Annotated in this window: 19 protein-coding genes; 10 read left to right on the forward strand and 9 right to left on the reverse strand. The window is 35.1% G+C overall.

The genetic code is table 11. The annotated features are described in order from the left end of the window. Window positions 1-4: 4 nt before the first annotated feature. On the forward strand, window positions 5-793 hold the full coding sequence (gene nagB / locus DN410_RS16805) for a glucosamine-6-phosphate deaminase (RefSeq protein WP_149177333.1): 789 nt from the start codon (window positions 5-7) through the stop codon (window positions 791-793). Next, window positions 723-1,454: a phosphonate metabolism transcriptional regulator PhnF gene (gene phnF / locus DN410_RS16810; RefSeq protein WP_002194085.1), complete on the forward strand. Its 732-nt coding sequence runs from the start codon at window positions 723-725 to the stop codon at window positions 1,452-1,454. Before nagB ends, phnF begins: the two co-directional genes overlap by 71 nt. 73 nt (window positions 1,455-1,527) lie before the next feature. Here the strand turns inward: phnF and DN410_RS16815 are convergent, their stop codons facing one another. Beyond that, complete coding sequence (locus tag DN410_RS16815) at window positions 1,528-2,334, reverse strand: HAD family hydrolase (RefSeq protein WP_149177334.1); 807 nt, start codon at window positions 2,332-2,334, stop codon at window positions 1,528-1,530. A 165-nt stretch (window positions 2,335-2,499) separates the two neighbouring features. On the opposite strand from DN410_RS16815, the gene glcT reads away from it, so the two are divergent. The 4 genes from glcT to ptsP all read left to right on the forward strand — a co-directional run bounded on the left by glcT (window position 2,500) and on the right by ptsP (window position 7,862). Then, the gene (gene glcT, locus DN410_RS16820; protein ID WP_149177335.1) at window positions 2,500-3,348 is read left to right on the forward strand and encodes a glucose PTS transporter transcription antiterminator GlcT; all 849 of its coding nucleotides are present in this window, start codon (window positions 2,500-2,502) and stop codon (window positions 3,346-3,348) included. A gap of 339 nt (window positions 3,349-3,687) precedes the next feature. Next, entirely contained in the window at window positions 3,688-5,751 is a 2,064-nt protein-coding gene (ptsG, locus tag DN410_RS16825; RefSeq protein ID WP_149177336.1) for a PTS glucose transporter subunit IIABC, read from the forward strand. A 135-nt stretch (window positions 5,752-5,886) separates the two neighbouring features. After that, entirely contained in the window at window positions 5,887-6,150 is a 264-nt protein-coding gene (ptsH, locus tag DN410_RS16830; protein ID WP_000411080.1) for a phosphocarrier protein HPr, read from the forward strand. Then, a complete protein-coding gene (ptsP, locus tag DN410_RS16835; RefSeq protein ID WP_149177337.1) occupies window positions 6,150-7,862 on the forward strand; it encodes a phosphoenolpyruvate--protein phosphotransferase in 1,713 nt (570 codons plus the stop codon). The genes ptsH and ptsP overlap by 1 nt, the downstream gene beginning before the upstream one ends. A 97-nt stretch (window positions 7,863-7,959) precedes the next feature. On the opposite strand, the gene DN410_RS16840 is transcribed toward ptsP, so the two are convergent. The 3 genes from DN410_RS16840 to DN410_RS16850 all read right to left on the reverse strand — a co-directional run bounded on the left by DN410_RS16840 (window position 7,960) and on the right by DN410_RS16850 (window position 9,656). Then, the gene (locus tag DN410_RS16840; protein WP_149177338.1) at window positions 7,960-8,337 is read right to left on the reverse strand and encodes a DUF3915 domain-containing protein; all 378 of its coding nucleotides are present in this window, start codon (window positions 8,335-8,337) and stop codon (window positions 7,960-7,962) included. 193 nt (window positions 8,338-8,530) lie between these two features. Continuing rightward, window positions 8,531-8,749 carry a hypothetical protein gene (locus DN410_RS16845; protein ID WP_000100490.1) on the reverse strand — a complete coding sequence of 73 codons (219 nt, stop codon included), beginning with the start codon at window positions 8,747-8,749 and terminating at the stop codon, window positions 8,531-8,533. Between the two features lie 289 nt (window positions 8,750-9,038). Next, the gene (locus DN410_RS16850) at window positions 9,039-9,656 is read right to left on the reverse strand and encodes a nitroreductase family protein (RefSeq protein ID WP_149177339.1); all 618 of its coding nucleotides are present in this window, start codon (window positions 9,654-9,656) and stop codon (window positions 9,039-9,041) included. Between the two features lie 311 nt (window positions 9,657-9,967). On the opposite strand from DN410_RS16850, the gene DN410_RS16855 reads away from it, so the two are divergent. From DN410_RS16855 to DN410_RS16870, 4 genes are all read left to right on the forward strand, one after another. Next, entirely contained in the window at window positions 9,968-11,260 is a 1,293-nt protein-coding gene (locus tag DN410_RS16855; RefSeq protein ID WP_149177340.1) for a GGDEF domain-containing protein, read from the forward strand. A 90-nt stretch (window positions 11,261-11,350) separates the two neighbouring features. After that, window positions 11,351-12,487: a serine hydrolase gene (locus DN410_RS16860; RefSeq protein ID WP_149177341.1), complete on the forward strand. Its 1,137-nt coding sequence runs from the start codon at window positions 11,351-11,353 to the stop codon at window positions 12,485-12,487. Between the two features lie 4 nt (window positions 12,488-12,491). Then, window positions 12,492-13,370: an NAD(P)-dependent oxidoreductase gene (locus DN410_RS16865; protein ID WP_149177342.1), complete on the forward strand. Its 879-nt coding sequence runs from the start codon at window positions 12,492-12,494 to the stop codon at window positions 13,368-13,370. A gap of 5 nt (window positions 13,371-13,375) precedes the next feature. Further along, window positions 13,376-13,708 carry a DUF3909 family protein gene (locus DN410_RS16870; protein ID WP_149177343.1) on the forward strand — a complete coding sequence of 111 codons (333 nt, stop codon included), beginning with the start codon at window positions 13,376-13,378 and terminating at the stop codon, window positions 13,706-13,708. A gap of 51 nt (window positions 13,709-13,759) precedes the next feature. On the opposite strand, the gene DN410_RS16875 is transcribed toward DN410_RS16870, so the two are convergent. From DN410_RS16875 to mtnW, 5 genes are all read right to left on the reverse strand, one after another. Next, on the reverse strand, window positions 13,760-14,035 hold the full coding sequence (locus DN410_RS16875; RefSeq protein ID WP_000025444.1) for a hypothetical protein: 276 nt from the start codon (window positions 14,033-14,035) through the stop codon (window positions 13,760-13,762). 289 nt (window positions 14,036-14,324) lie between these two features. Then, a complete protein-coding gene (locus tag DN410_RS16880) occupies window positions 14,325-14,837 on the reverse strand; it encodes a 1,2-dihydroxy-3-keto-5-methylthiopentene dioxygenase (RefSeq protein ID WP_000057320.1) in 513 nt (170 codons plus the stop codon). Then, the gene (locus tag DN410_RS16885) at window positions 14,815-15,453 is read right to left on the reverse strand and encodes a methylthioribulose 1-phosphate dehydratase (protein ID WP_149177344.1); all 639 of its coding nucleotides are present in this window, start codon (window positions 15,451-15,453) and stop codon (window positions 14,815-14,817) included. Before DN410_RS16885 ends, DN410_RS16880 begins: the two co-directional genes overlap by 23 nt. After that, entirely contained in the window at window positions 15,450-16,109 is a 660-nt protein-coding gene (locus DN410_RS16890; RefSeq protein WP_149177345.1) for a 2-hydroxy-3-keto-5-methylthiopentenyl-1-phosphate phosphatase, read from the reverse strand. Before DN410_RS16890 ends, DN410_RS16885 begins: the two co-directional genes overlap by 4 nt. Continuing rightward, window positions 16,106-17,350, reverse strand: coding sequence for a 2,3-diketo-5-methylthiopentyl-1-phosphate enolase (gene mtnW, locus DN410_RS16895; RefSeq protein WP_149177346.1), 1,245 nt, complete (start codon window positions 17,348-17,350; stop codon window positions 16,106-16,108). Before mtnW ends, DN410_RS16890 begins: the two co-directional genes overlap by 4 nt. Window positions 17,351-17,382: the final 32 nt, after the last annotated feature.

A 17,382-nucleotide genomic window follows, 5' to 3' on the forward strand; every position in this document is an offset into this window, starting at 1 on the left:
TTAAATGAATATTCTTGTTGTAAAAACTCCAGAAGAACTAGCAGAAGCAGGTTATAAATTAATTGAAGAAGTTGTAAAAACAAAAGAAAATCCAACATTAGGAATGGCTACAGGAAGCTCTCCATTAGGTATTTATGCAGAAATGCGAAAAAATAAACTTGATACAAGCCGTGTAACCACTGTAAACTTAGATGAGTACGTAAATTTACCACATGAAGATAAAAACAGCTATCACTATTTCATGCAAGAACAGTTGTTTGATCATCTTCCATTTAAACAAACTTATGTACCAAACGGGATGGCAAGTGATTTAGAGGAAGAGTGCAAACGTTACGAGGGCATTCTAGCTGCTAACCCAGTTGACCTACAGATTCTTGGAATCGGTGAAAACGGTCACATCGGATTTAACGAGCCAGGAACACCGTTTAATTCTCCAACAAATATTGTTGAATTAACAGAATCTACACGCCAAGCAAACCTTCGCTTCTTCGAAAAAGAAGAAGATGTGCCAACTCATGCAATTACAATGGGAATTGGAAGCATTATGAAAGCGAAACAAGTTCTACTTGTTGCTATGGGTTCTAAAAAGGCAGAAGCTGTTAAAGAATTATTGCAAGGTGAATATAGTGAAGCGTGTCCTGCTACAGTTTTACAACGTCATCCGAATGTAACCGTAATCGCTGATCAAGAAGCTCTATCTTTATGCAGTGAGGCGATTGCTGATGAACATCGACAAGTATTCACCATTTCCGATCTATTATCAGATTCAAGAGTGGGTGAAACAGCTAATTGAGGACGGCGAATGGAAGCCGGGAGATAAAATCCCATCTGAGAATGAACTTTGCGATAAGTTCGAAGTGAGTCGTATGACAATCAGACAGGCGATTAATAATTTAGTTGAACAAGGTTATTTATATCGGAAGCGTGGAATCGGTACGTTTGTCCAACTTCCGAAAGTGGAACAAAAGTTGCAGGGAATGACGGGATTCACAGAAGATATGATTTCTCGTGGGATGAACCCAAGTAGTCAATTACTTAGTTTCCGCCTAGTTCCAGCTACTGCGAAAATAGCAGACCGGTTGAGAATACAGGAGGGAGAGTCGGTTTATGAAGTGAGGCGTATCCGCTTAGCTGATGATGAACCGATTGCTTTTGAGACGACATATTTGTCGCCAGCTCTTGTAAAAGATATTAACGAAGAAATATTGCAACAATCTTTATATGAACATTTAGAGAAAAAACTGGGCTTTAAACTTGTTAGCGCTACTCAATCAATTGAAGCTTCAATTGCAACGGATAATGAAGCTGAACATCTGCATATTCCTAAAAAGGCGCCAGTGCTTGTAATGCGTCAATGGTCATATTCAGAAGGTGAAGTACCGTTAGAGTATGTGAAATGTATTTATCGCGGGGATCGTTATAAGTTTATTACAAACATCGCACGTAACAAATAATATATTTCAGTTTGTGAAGTACAGTGAAGTTTAAATTGTTTAACATGTAAAGAAATAAAAATACGACTCATCCTTACAAGGAGTGAGTCGTATTTTTATTATGAGCGATTACGTGGTTCACAGCATCTTTAACTGTATTTACTACATAATGAGCGTGTTCTTTTACAGCGTCATCTGCTTGAGACATAGCGAAACTGTGAGGAGTTAAAGAAAACATTGGAATATCATTGTAAGAATCCCCTATGCAAGCAACTTCCTCTGGTTGTATTTGAAACTCATTTAATAAAACAGAAATGGCAGAACCTTTACTAATATTAGGTGGCATTACATCTAAACATTGTTCTGCTGAAATGAAAGTACTAACTTTTCCGTGGAACTTTTCATCAATTTTTTTCTGAAGGAGTTGTAAGCTCTCCTTTGTTCCGCCGACAGAAATTTTATTTGGAAAAATTGTATCATCTATTTTCTGTAATAAATTTGGTTCTTCAACAGAAGTCATTGTTACTTGTTGTTCCAGTTCGTGAATAAAAGGTGTTTTTTCTTCAATATAGTAATTATGTTCATCACTTACATAACGAAAATAAGGCTCTTCATTCGTCATATCTAACAATTCAGGAAGAATGCTGGAATCAAAAGTTGCAGATAAGAGTTGCTTATTTTCATCTGTATATACGAAAACACCATTAACACTAATACGATGGAAATTTGTATTTACAGCTTTCATTAAGTCTGCGATTTCATTATCAAGTCGTCCAGAGGCGAAGCAAAGAATAACATTTTGCTCAGCAAGACTGCGCAGTGCCGCAACATCTTGCTCATCAATGAGACCTCCGTGTTGCATCATTGTACCATCGATATCACTTACAAACATTTTAATCATATTGTTATCTCCTTTCTATGTACAGTTGCTCTTACATTATACGCATCATATATAAACATGTCTAAAAAATGAATTTTTATGAAATGGTAGATGTTTTACATTGACGACAAAGAAGAATGTTCTGTAACATAAAAGCAGGCTATTTAAGTACGAGGGTGGTGTTATATGAGTAATTATCTAGAAATTAAAAAAGTTTTAAATAATAATGTCATCATTGCTAGCCATCCTGAACACGAGGAAGTAGTAGTGATTGGTAAAGGAATTGGATTTGGGAAAAAGGCGAAAGATGTATTGGAGCAAGAACAAATCGAAAAAATGTTTGTTTTAAAAAATGAACGTGATCGTGAACAATACAAACTGTTAGTGCCGCATGTGAGTGAAAAATTAATTGAATTAATGAATGATATTATGTTCTATATTCAAGAAAAAGCAAAATCACCATTGAATGAACATATTCATATCGCTTTAACAGATCATATTTCTTTTGCAATTAAGCGATTAAAACAAGGACTTACAATTGATAATCCTTTTTTAGTTGAAACGAAAATGTTATATCCAGAGGAATATGAAATCGCTGAAGGTGTTGTAGAACTTTTAAATTCTCGTTTGCAAATTACATTGCCAGAAGGAGAAATTGGTTTTATTGCACTCCATATTTACAGTTCACTTACAAATTCAGATTTATCTTCAGTTAATCAAAACTCCCGTCTCATTGCACAGCTTGTATCCTTAATTGAGACAAACTTACAAATTACATTAGATCAAGAAAGTATTCATTATTTACGCCTTATTCGTCATTTGCAATATGCTATTGAACGAGTGAAAAAAGGGGAAAAAGTAGAAGAGTCACAAAGTTTTGCAGATTTATTAAAGGCAGAATATCCAGTTTGTTATAATTTAGCTTGGAAGCTAGTTAAGGTCATGCAAAAAGAATTGCAATTGCCTGTATATGAAGCAGAGAGTATATACTTAACGATGCACTTGCAACGATTAGTGAAAGCGGAGCATGTGTAAAAAGACATATATTCTTGTCTAAAATGAAAACGTTAGAAAAAATCATTGAATCGCTTACAATAGTTATGTATAATAACTATTGCAAAGTTATACAATTTTCGACAAACACATTAAGGTGAATAACGAAAACGTTTGCCTTAATTATAGTGAACTCATACGTAAACCTATTTTTGACACGTGTTACTGATTCGATCAGGCATGAGTGGAGAAAAGTAAGGAATGTAAGCTACAGAAAGGGATATACTACCCTTTGTATAGCTATCGTTCTATCTTTTTTTCCTCATGCCTTTTTGGCGTTTGTCGAAAAGTATCAATATAGATAAGAGAGGAAGGGTTTCCATGTTTAAGAAGATCTTTGGTGTTCTTCAAAAAGTCGGAAAAGCGCTTATGCTTCCAGTAGCGATTTTACCGGCAGCAGGTATTTTACTTGGATTTGGTAATGCGTTTCAAAATCCACAGTTAACAAATGTTATTCCTGCTTTAAAAGCAGATTGGTTCGTAATGGTTGCCAAAATTATGGAACAATCTGGTGATATTATTTTCGCTAACCTTGCATTATTATTCGCAGTTGGGGTAGCAATTGGTTTAGCTGGTGGAGACGGAGTAGCTGGTTTAGCAGCGTTCGTCGGCTACTTAATTATGAACAAAACGATGAGTGTGTTCTTAGAAGTAGATAAGCTAGTGAAAGTAACAAGTTCTGGAGCAGATCCAGTGAAGATTGGATTTGCAGATCCTGCATATGCCAATGTATTAGGAATTCCAACACTGCAAACAGGTGTATTTGGTGGTATTATCGTCGGTATAGTAGCGGCATATTGTTACAATAAATACTTCAATATTGAATTACCATCATACTTAGGTTTCTTTGCAGGTAAGCGTTTCGTACCGATCGCAACTGCAACATTCTCATTAGTAGTAGGTATTATCATGTGTTTCGTTTGGCCATACATTCAAGGTGGCTTAAATACGTTCTCACATCAAATGATTGATGCAAATAGAACGTTAGCAGCATTTATTTTCGGTTTAATTGAACGTTCATTAATTCCATTTGGACTACATCACATTTTCTATTCACCATTCTGGTTCGAATTCGGTCAGTATACAAATGCAGCTGGCGAATTAATCCGTGGTGACCAAAAAATCTTTATGGCACAGTTAAAAGATGGTGTAGAATTAACAGCAGGTACATTTACAACTGGTAAGTATCCGTTCATGATGTTCGGTCTTCCAGCGGCAGCATTAGCGATGTACCATGAAGCACGTCCAGAAAATAAAAAATTAGCAGCTGGTATTTTAGGATCTGCTGCATTAACATCTTTCTTAACAGGTATTACAGAACCACTTGAATTTTCATTCTTATTCGTAGCGCCAGTATTATTTGGAATTCACGCTGTATTTGCTGGTCTATCATTTATGACAATGCAAATTTTAGGTGTTAAAATTGGTATGACATTCTCTGGTGGTTTAATTGACTTTATGCTATTCGGTGTATTACCAGGCCGTACAGCATGGTGGTGGGTAATTATTGTTGGTCTTGTACTAGCAGTTATTTACTACTTCGGATTCCGCTTTGCGATCCGTAAATGGGATTTAAAAACACCTGGTCGTGAAGTAGCAAATGCGAATGACGGCGCAGGAAAAGCAGAAGCAGGAGAACTTCCTCGTGAAGTATTAGTAGCACTTGGTGGTAAAGAAAATATTGCATCATTAGATGCTTGTATTACTCGTTTACGTGTTCAAGTTAACGAACAAAAAAATGTAAACAAAGATCGTTTAAAAGAGCTTGGTGCAGCTGGTGTACTTGAAGTTGGAAATAACATTCAAGCAATCTTTGGACCGAAATCTGACACATTAAAATCACAAATTCATGATATTATGTCAGGCCGTACACCTCATGTAGAAAAAGAAGAGCCAGTAAAGGTAGAAGAAGCTCCTCAAAAAGTTGATGAAAACGAAACAATCGTATCACCAATTGAAGGGAAAATTTTACCGATTACAGAAGTACCTGACCAAGTATTCTCAGGGAAAATGATGGGAGACGGATTCGCAATTGAACCAACTGAAGGAACAGTAGTTTCTCCAGTTAACGGTGAGATTGTTAACGTATTCCCTACAAAGCATGCGATTGGTATTCAATCTGAAGGCGGAAAAGAAATTTTAATCCACTTCGGTATTGATACTGTAAAATTAAATGGTGAAGGTTTTGAAGCACTTGTAGCACAAGGTGATAAAGTGAAACAAGGACAACCATTATTAAAAGTAGATCTTGCATTTATAAAAGAAAATGCACCATCTATCATTACACCTATTGTCTTTACGAATTTAGAACAAGGACAACAAGTTGAATTGAAAAAAGATGGAAATGTTAAGAAGGGCGAAAACGCTATTATTGACATTCAGTAGGAATTTGACGCAAAATGTTTATAATTATAATAGGCGATGTGGTTGACCGAACATCGCCTATTATATACAATAGATGATGTAGTACTCACGTCTATACAACTAAAAAAATACGTAATTTAAAGGAGATAAATTATCATGGAAAAAATCTTTAAAGTAACTAGCGACTCAGGAATTCATGCACGTCCAGCAACTCTACTTGTAAACACTGCAAGCAAATTTGGTTCTGACATTAACTTAGAGTATAACGGAAAAAACGTTAACTTAAAATCAATCATGGGCGTTATGTCTTTAGGCATTCAACAAAACGCAGAAATTAAAATCACTGCAAATGGTGATGATGCAGCTCAAGCACTAGCAGCTATCGAAGAAACTATGAAAAACGAAGGATTAGGAGAATAATGACTCTTAACATTCAAGGGATCGCTGCATCAAGTGGGATTGCTATTGCAAAGGCTTTCAGACTTGAGAATCCTGAATTTAACATCGAAAAGAAATCAATTACAAACGAAGCTGCAGAAATTGCACGCTTAGATGCTGCGCTTGAGAAAGCAAAATCTGAATTAGAAGCTATTAAGGACCACGCTTTTGCTGAGCTAGGTGCTGATAAAGCTGCGATCTTTGAAGCACATTTATTAGTGTTAAATGATCCGGAATTAGTAAACCCAGTAAAAGATAAAGTAAATAGCGAAAAAGTAAATGCTGAATTTGCAATGGATGAAGTTGCATCAATGTTCATTTCCATGTTTGAGAACATGGATAACGAATACATGAAAGAACGTGCTGCGGACATTCGTGACGTAACAAAACGCGTTCTTGCACATTTACTAGGAATTAACTTCTCAAATCCTGGTACAATTTCTGAAGAAGTAATCATTATTGCTGAAGATTTAACACCATCTGATACAGCTCAGTTAAACCGTAAGTATGCAAAAGGTTTTACAACTGATATCGGTGGACGTACATCTCACTCTGCAATTATGGCTCGCTCTATGGAAATTCCAGCTGTTGTTGGTACGAAAGTTGTTATGGAGAAAATCCAAAATGGCGATATCGTAATCATCGATGGTTTAGATGGAGAAGTAATTGTTAATCCATCAGAAGAAACTCTTCGCTCGTTTGAAGAAAAGAAAGCGAAATTTGAAGAGCAAAAAGCTGAATGGGCTAAATTAAAAGACCAAGCTACTGTAACAAGTGATGGACATCACGTTGAGCTTGTTGCAAATATCGGAACACCAAATGATGTACAAGGTATTATCGATAATGGCGGAGAAGGCGTTGGTTTATACCGCACAGAATTCTTATACATGGGCCGTGACAATCTTCCAACAGAAGAAGAGCAGTTCGAAGCGTATAAAGCAGTTCTTGAAGGTGTAAAAGAAGGTCAACCAGTCGTTGTTCGTACACTTGACATCGGTGGAGATAAAGAGCTTCCATACTTACATTTACCAAAAGAAATGAACCCATTCTTAGGATACCGTGCAATTCGCTTATGTCTTGATGAGCAAGATGTGTTCCGTACACAACTTCGTGCATTACTTCGTGCTAGCGTATACGGTAACTTAAAAATTATGTTCCCAATGATTGCAACTCTTGATGAGTTCCGTCAAGCGAAAGCAATCTTATTAGAAGAGAAAGCAAAACTTGTAGAAGCGGGTACTACTGTTTCTGATTCTATTGAAGTTGGTATGATGGTTGAAATCCCAGCTTCAGCAGTATTAGCGGATCAATTCGCAAAAGAAGTTGATTTCTTCTCTATCGGAACGAATGATTTAATCCAATACACAATGGCTGCAGACCGTATGAATGAACAAGTATCTTACTTATACCAACCATATAACCCATCAATTTTACGTCTTGTAAAAATGGTTATCGATGCCGCTCATAAAGAGGGCAAATGGGCTGGTATGTGTGGTGAAATGGCGGGAGATTCACTTGCTATCCCATTATTATTAGGATTAGGTTTAGATGAGTTCAGTATGAGTGCAACATCTATTCTTCCTGCAAGAACACAACTAAGCAAGTTGTCAAAAGCAGAAATGGAAACATTAGCAGAAAAAGCATTAACAATGTCAACTGCTGAAGAAGTTGTTGAACTAGTTAAAAGCATATAATCAATAAAAAAACCTGAGTCGATTTGAAATCGGTCTCAGGTTTTTTCTATGAGAAAAGTAAATCTTATTTTCTTACTATAGAGGATAAGGAACAGAATTAGATAGCGATAGCAACGATGTCAGTTGGGCATACACGTAAAATACCAGTAAAAGTATTTCGATTTTGATTGTTCTTATCGTCTTTATTGTTATCTTTGTCGTCTTTGTTATTACGAGCTAAAGCAGAGAAAAGAGCAACACCGTTAGCGAAACCTTCAAAAATTACATTGTTGAAAGTGCCGTTACCTCTAATGCTTAAAAGAGAAAGCTCTGTTCCAACTGAAATGCTAGCAAGTACGTTACATACAGCAGTTTGTTGTGGTCTAACTTCTTCTCTCTCTTTCTCACGATGGTCGCGATGTTCGCGATGGTCGCGCTCTCTTTCATGATGATGACAGTCTCTAAAGTTATCACAGCATCCAAATGATCCAAACATAATCCTCATCACCCCCTTCACACTTATAATCTATGTAAGTTCGGTAGTGAGTGACTGGACAGAGCGTGGAATTTTTTCTAGGGTATTTTCTCATTTTAAAAGACTAGCTGGGTATTTAGTACGGAATGATGTTTAAAATAGGACAAATATCATAAAAAAAGTGTAAAGACCACCAAAATGAATGAATTAGTCTTTACACTTTTTTGCTTTTATATAAAACGATAATATATACAGGAAGAGCTAACAGTAATGGTGCAATGGATCGGGCAGTATGTTTTTCTGCTTCTAATTGGAACGCTTCTTCTTTTGGGAATTGTAACACTGATATGTTTGCAGCATCGCCAATAAAATATAGAAGTAGTACAGTCACTATGTAACTTAAAAGTGCGATAAAGCTTCCGTATGAACTCAATGAAAATCCCTCTCTTGTTATCTATTTGTTATCATTGTATCATAATTGTAACAAAAACACACGGTTATATTTCGATACTTTAACAAAATTCGACATGAAACGTCATTTTTATATATGAAAATAGCATAAAATTTACTATTTTTTTATGTATAGATGTCGAATAATACATTGTAATATTACGGATGTGTGACAGAACAAAAAGAAACGAAGGTAATGAAATTACCTTCGTTTCTTTTTTATTCCGTATTAATGTGCAGTAAGACCTCACACTGATTAAAGTTTCACTTTATTATTTCGCCCATTCACTCACTTGTTCTACGCTCATGCGTGGAGCAGGATGGCCTTTTAAAGTTGATTCACCAATTGTAATAAGCATAATTGGTACGTATCGAGATGAAACATTGAATTCTTCTGAAAGTGCTTGAGGATTGAAGCCACCGATAGCACAAGTATCCCAGCCAGTTGCTTTAGCTGCAAGCATAAGTTGCATTGCTGCTAAAGATGCATTTGAAAAGGCTGCATCTCTTGGGAATTGTTCACGAGCATATGCAGATTCAATATTATTCGCTAAACGTTCTTTTGCTTCTTCTTTCATAAATCCTTGTTCTACAATTGGACCATATACTGGTTCAACATTTTTATAAGCTTCTAAATCACCTAAAATAGCAACTACTGCAGAAGCATCAAGAATTTGTTGTTGGTTATAAGCAATTGGGTGCAATCTTTTTTGTACATCTTCCCCTTGAAAAACAAGGAATTTCCAATGTTGTAAATTCCAAGCGGAAGGTGCTTGGGCAGCTGCTTTTAAAATTTCGTGTAATTCTGGACTAGAAATTTCTTTATCTGGGTTGAATGCACGTGTAGATGTCCGTTCATATAAAACGTTAAAAAAGTTGTCGGTTGTCATTATTTATCCTCCAAATTACATATCAAATATATTCTACTTACATTTTGTAAGTTATTGAATTTAAGAATATAATATCTGTATTTTAATTGTCAAGTTTTAAAGAGTAAGCTAGGGCATTCATACAAACGATACAATTCCTATAATCATACACTAAAAAAGGAATTTATAGAGTGAAAAAGCAAGGATAACATTCTCAATTAGCTTGTTGACCTGTATCCCTTACTAATTCATGTTTTTAAGGAACAGTCTATTATAAAATATTTGTGAGGAATTCAGTAGAACAAGATATATGAAGTGAGTGAAGACTAGTGATGAACATACTACATTTTTTATTAGAGAATACGGTTTTCCAAAATGTATTACAAGATCTTCAGTTAAATGTCCTTTATATAGAAAATGGGTGCACACATCAACAAACAATAGAAAATATCCATCCAAAATGTATGTTTATAGCAAATAGTTTTGAAGAAGGAGAAGTATTGTTTCATAAGACTAGGCCGCATATTGTAATTGTGTATGTAACGGATTTTTCTCAAATAAAATATATAAAGAATATGTATAATCCGCATAGTACATTTATTGTCATTTGGGATCAACAGATAACAAGCGAGTTTGCAGAGGTGCTTGCGTTAGGAATACGTAATATTGTGATAGCTCCCGTAACTCCACAAGGGGTGTTAGAGGAAGTAAATAAGAGTTTGTATCAACTTTCTTTAGTACGGCAAGTAAGTTTGCAACAAGAGCTACTTCAAACGATGTTTGATTTTCAAAATGACCTATTATTTATAGTAGAAGATGATGAAATTGTTGATTGTAATACGAATTTTTTAGCGTTTTTCGGATATGAAAATTTGTTTGCTTATCGTGAGCAACATTTAGTATTTGCTGAACATTTTATTAGAGAAAATGGATACTATTCGACGACTCATGATATAACATGGCTAGATGATACATTATCATATGATAGAAGAATTAAGATGTCGAATTATGAAGGAATCGTATCAACTTTTTTATTACGTGCGACACCATTGCCAGAAGATTTATCGAGATTTATTGTAAAGTGTACAGAGATTACAGAATTAGATGAAATCTATCAAGAGCAAGAAAGACTTGCTATGATAGATTCATTGACAGAGATTTATAATCGTTTGAAGTTCCAACAAATACTAGAGGTAGAGTGGGACAATGTAATACGAAACGATGAAAAAATAGCAATTATTTTATTTGATATAGATAATTTTAAAAAAGTAAATGACACGTATGGTCATGATTTTGGTGACTTAGCGCTAGTGCAACTTGCAGAGCTTATGAAATCTAAAGTGGAACAGCAACATGTATTTGCAAGGTGGGGTGGAGAAGAATTTATTATATTAGTGACAAATACAGTAGAAAAAGAAGCATTTCAAGTTGCAGAGTCACTACGATTTTTCATTGAAACAAAGCAATTCTCTGGAATTTCGAAATTAACAGCGAGTTTTGGAGTTGCGTTATATGAAAAAGGGATTACAAGGGAAGAATTAATGCAAAGAGCGGATATTGCATTATATGAAGCGAAAAAAAATGGGAAAAATCAAGTATGCGTGTATAGAAAAGAAAAAATGTAATTTTTCGCAACAAATTGTTGCGATTTTTTTTTATTGTTTGATAATAGAATATAGGGGGGATTTTGAACGAAGGAATTATGGAGGAACAACATGATAAAAAAAATAATGACGATGGCTTCGCTGTCAGTTGTAGTTTGTGGTGGAGTATACTATTTTCTCTATAGCCCCAATATAAAGGAAAGCACTGTATTAACAACTAAGGTGAATCCTACTATTGAATCAGAAGTACAAGAGAATATAGAAGAAAAAGAAGAACAGCAAATTGATTATGCTAGTATATCTCAAAAGTTAGATCAATATTTAATAGGAAAGCAATTTAATGGAACAGTTTTAGTAACAGATAAAGAGCATGTTATATTGAATAAAGGATATGGATATGCTGATGTTCAAAATAAGATAGAGAATACGCCTCAAACGAAATATCGTGTCGGTTCTATTTCGAAAACAGTTGTGGCCACATCTATTTTGCAGCTACAGGAACAAGGGAAGCTAAATATTCAAGATAATGTAAATAAGTATATTCCCTCTTTTCCAGTAGATAAAAATATTACTTTATATCATTTGTTAACACACACATCAGGTTTACCAGAAAGCGGAAAAGGGAAAGTGAATGCCGCTTCTCGTATAAACTTAGTAAATTGGATTGGAAGCCAAAAATTAGAATTTCCACCAGGCACAGGTTGGAGATATACAGATTATAATTATATGGTGCTTGCCTACATTATAGAAAGCATATCAAAAAAACCTTTAGGAGATTACATAAAAGAAAATATATTTACTAAAGCAGGAATGTACGAATCTGGTATGGGAAATATGGCTCCAGGTGATCAGCATTTTACTAAAGGCTACGTAAAGAAAGATAATGTACTTGAATCTGCACAAAAATTATCAATGGATTGGTTATATGGTTGTGGTGAGATGTATACGACAGTTGGAGATATGAAGAAATTAGACGAAGCGATTATGAATGGGAAACTTCTTTCTGAACAAAGTATACAAGCGATGTTTTCACCTTCAGTAGAACGGAAATATGCATTTAGCTTTTATATATATCCGGATTATTTTCATAATCATGGTGTACTATCTGGTTGGAATACTTTCAATAATTTTAATAAAGAAAAAGGGACTTTTGTTATTTTATTTTCAAATGTGAAAAATAGTATGGATGATGATTTTAATAAGGAGTTCCGGAAGATGGTAAGTGATCTATTAGAACAAAGGGGATAAGAAGATGGAAAACAAAATTTTATCAATAGGTTTCATCGGTATTGGTGTAATGGGAAAAAGTATGGTTCATCATTTAATGCAAGAAGGTCATACAGTATATGTATACAATAGAACGAAAGCGAAGACAGATTCTTTAGTGCAAGATGGAGCTAATTGGTGTGATACACCGAAAGAGTTAGTGAAGCAAGTTGATGTTGTAATGACTATGGTTGGATATCCACATGATGTAGAAGAAGTATATTTTGGGATAGATGGAATTTTAGAGAATGCAAATGAAGGCACGATAGCAATTGATTTTACAACATCTACACCAACATTGGCAAAACGTATTAATGAAGTTGGTAAGAGAAAGAATGTATATACACTGGATGCGCCTGTATCTGGAGGAGATGTTGGTGCTAAAGAGGCTAGACTCGCAATTATGGTGGGCGGAGAGAAAGAAATATATGATAGATGTTTACCGTTATTTGAAAAACTAGGAACAAATATTCAGTTGCAAGGGCCAGCTGGTAGTGGACAACATACAAAAATGTGTAATCAAATTGCGATTGCTTCTAACATGATAGGAGTATGTGAAGCTGTTGCTTACGCGAAAAAGGCTGGACTAGATCCAGATAAAGTATTAGAGAGCATTTCAACGGGTGCAGCAGGCAGTTGGTCATTAAGTAATTTAGCTCCTCGCATGTTAAAGGGAGATTTTGAACCAGGATTTTATGTGAAACATTTTATGAAAGATATGAAGATTGCTTTAGATGAGGCTGAAAAATTACAATTACCAGTACCAGGTTTAAGCTTGGCGAAGGAATTGTATGATGAGTTAATTAAAGATGGGGAAGAAGATAGTGGAACACAAGTGTTATACAAAAAATACATAAGGGGGTAAACAAGATGGATCTTCAAAAGTTTGACGAGATTATTGACACCGTGCAGCGAACAACTTGTGTGCCGATTAATGATAAGCAAAAAGAAGCTTTTAAACAAAAATATGATTTTGAACCAAGTTTCGAATATGGAAGAGATGAGAAGGGGCATTATGTTATTCGAACTTCGAAAAAGATGATAGAGGAAATGGAGTTTTATTTGGCACTGAAATATGATCGGGATGGTATTTCCCTTTATATGCATGCTGAGGTTGAAGGGACATGTTATGTATCTGTTAGCTATAGTGAAGATGCACTGCATTTACAAGAGTTATTTCAATTCCTAGAAGAAAATAAATAAAGGTCCTCATTTGAGGACTTTTATTTATTTGGATATATTTAATTTTTATAATTATAAGTTAGAAGCCCGGCGGCATCGCTCAATCGGGAATGGAATAACTTGCGCGAGGTGATTAGGACCAAATTGTTTTGTGCGAGCATGGCGTAGTATATAAAATGCACACAGAATTGAAACAGGAATAGCGCCGAATAAACCGAAAAATAAAGCGCTTACACAAGAGGCAACAAAACCTAAAACGCCAACTTCTAATTCTTCCATAATAGCTCCTAAAATAACAGGAATAGCTCCGCATGAAACTCCTAGTATAAGTGCGATAAGTATACTCATGATTATCCCCCTCTGTTTGCAATATTATTTTCCTTATTAGTAATTGTAGTATATCACAAACAAAACAGAATTTTCAGAAAAAGTTCAAAAAAAGTTCAATAAATGTTCGAAAAGTGTTAAAAATTGAAGAGGGTAATTCCACCTTAAAAAGGAAAGGAATTTTGGGTGAATAAAAAATCAGACTTATTTCAGAAAATGAAATAAGTCTGTTCTATAGGAGGATGTATATATGTAGAGTGAATAAAAGGTTGGAAAAGGGGGTCCATGTCCTTTTATTCAACTAGCTACCTTAATAGATTGGAACCCAGCCTTCAGTTGTAACAAAAATACGGATAGCTACAACTTGGCGATCATCTTGCAAGGTAAAATAATGTCTTGCATTTTCAGGAACAGATATGAGATCGCCTGGCTCCAGTTCAACGTCAAAGAATATTCCATCTTTGCCTTCAATAGCAAAGATGCCATGACCGCTGACAATAAAGCGGACTTCATCATCAGTATGATGGTGTTCTTTTTGGAAATTAATTAATAATTCGTCAAGGTTAGGTGTGCTACTTGAAAGTGAAATTACATCATGTGCTTTATAACCTCGGCGTGCTGAAACATCAGCGATTTCTTTTGAAAACACTGCTAATATTTCAGCTTTGTTTTCATCTGTTAACGAATAATTTTCATTTAAATGAGTAGGAAGTTTAGAAATATTCCATTTCTCATATAAAACGCCTTCCTCTTGTAGAAATTTTGATACTTCCACCTCATTTTCAATGCGAGTATTTACTTCATGAATACGAATTTGCGCCATTAGAAACGCCTCCTTGAATTGATAATAGTTTTATATGAAATTGGAATAAAAACTCATAAGCTTCTAATCTTTTCTTTGCATCAAAGCTATCTCGGCCCCATACAGTAATACCGTGATTACGGATTAATACTGCTCCTGAATCTCCTTGTATATGTTTTCGGAAGTCCTCTCCAAGTGTTGGAATATGAGCATGGTTTTCAATAATAGGAATATGAATTGTTGCACCTTCTTCCCAAATATCAAGGGCTTTAATAATTTCTTGATTTTGAAGTGTGACTGCATCGCCATATAAATTTGTGATGACATTGTTATCAGTTGTATGAACGTGAAGTACACACCCGGCATTCGTATTGTTATAAATATGTGTATGCAATATTGTTTCTGCTGAAGGGCGTAATTCGGTATCTAAAACGGGAACCCCTAGATGATCTACTAACAGAAAATCATCTGGAGTAGTTTTTGTTTTATCTTTACCGCTTGCTGTAATAAGAAAAGTAAGTGGTTCATGACTAACCTTTATAGAAATATTACCACTGGTTGCTGGAAACCAATTACGTGTTGTTAACTCTTTTTTAATCTCGCTTAAGTCATACCATTGACGAAAAAGTTGTTTCATAATTTCACCTCCAACAAATGTTTTAATTCAGCTAGAACATCGTGAAATGTTACAAAGGGTGTATAAGCAATATGATTTTCTTCACACTTTGTAATAAGGAAGTCGCGAGCAAACACTTTATCAGCTTGTTTCGCTGCTTGTAAATCAGTAATAGAGTCTCCGATTACAATATGAAAATCATTTGTATCACTTAATTTACGGATTAGTGACGATTTACATAACCCGCAATGGTTTTGACAATGCTCATCACAAGGATGAGGCCATTTAACTGTAATAAATTCTGATGAAAAGTCTGTTTCATTACAGTAAATTTGCTCCTTTGGAATGATCCCTTGCAAGAGTGGATAGACGAAAAAATCCATCCCACCTGATATAACGTAAAAAGAAATATTATTTTCATTTACAAATTGTATAAATTCATGAAAGCCAGTACGGATTTCGGCAGTTTCTATTAAAAACTGAACTATTTCATGCTGCAAATTAGTAGGTAGCAATTGAAATAATTGAGAAACACCTTCTTGAATAGAAAGCTCTTGTGATAAAATTCTATTCTTTACTTCTTCTGCTTCTGGTGGTGCGAATTTTTCCATAATGGACATGATATTATCGTTATTTGTAATCGTACCATCGAAATCACAAAATACTTGAATACTCATAATTTCACCTCATGTGAGGGATTTCCCCATATTTGTAGTGCGCTATGCAAATTTATGTCGTCTACTTCATGGAGTGGTTTTCCTTGCAAAGTAGCTTCAATTGCAGTACGGAAAGCTTTCCCCCCGCCTTGCGCTCCATTTGGATGTCCGTGTATCCCGCCGCCAGCATTAATAACAACATCTTTACCGAAATCCCGTAGAATAAAGGGAACGAAACCAGGGTGAATACCAGCAGACGGAACAGAAAAACTCTTATTGAAAAATGCATCATCTTCAGTTAAATGTTTTGAGATGGCAAGAGCTTCTTCTTTTTCTAGCGCAACACTTCCATATGGAGATGGGAATAATGAAAAATCAGCCCCAGCATAACGAAGCAGCTTTCCAAGTAATAATGGAGATGAGATTCCATATAACTGTGAGGCTGAATAAGCACCACTTACGGCAGGGTGTGCCATAATAGGAACTGAAATTTCATCATCTTCTGCAAGTGATTGCAGTACATCTAGTCCATAAGCGAATGCGTTAAATAATAGAATATCAGCCCCAGCTTGCGCTGCGCGTTTCGCATTTTCTTTTAAGTCAAAAGTTCGTCCTGTTAAATTTACGGCATATAACGTTTTATGGCCGTGTGTTTCATATACGGATTGTAAAACTTCTTTTCCAGATACAATTCGCTTCGTTAGTGGTGTTAATGCATTATCAAATAAAATTTCATCATCTTTTACGATATCTACACCACCACTTGCTTGATCACGTAATTGAGTTTTTAAATATCCAATATTTCGTCCAATCATGCCTTTAAAAATACTCATTAAAAGAGGACGGTCATATACTTGTAAAAGGTTTCGAATACCATCTATACCGAACTTAGGACCAGGAAAATGCTGTTTTAACTCATCTGAAAAAGTTAAATCAATCAATTTCACTTCACCATCAAGTGATAGCTTTCCGAATGTAGTTGTTAAAATCGCTGGTAAGTCTGGACTGAAATTTAATAATGGGTATTCGATTTTAATAACCCCGCGTTTTACTTTTTTACCTAGATACGAATTGATATGTTCTTGTTCATCTAATTCCTCAACATGAATGACATTGCCTTTATGCTGTTTTAATTGTTCTTGTAATAAGTGTGGCAAATGAGTCCAAGAGCCAATTGTTAAACCGAGTGCAATTTGCTCAGCTTTTTTTTCTAAGTTATGTGAATCGTCATGGATTAAATAAGTCGCTATTATTCCGCTCATTGTTATAACCTCCTAGTTAAATAAAAAAACCT

Source organism: Bacillus sp. SH5-2, from assembly GCF_008368905.1.
GTDB lineage: Bacteria > Bacillota > Bacilli > Bacillales > Bacillaceae_G > Bacillus_A > Bacillus_A luti.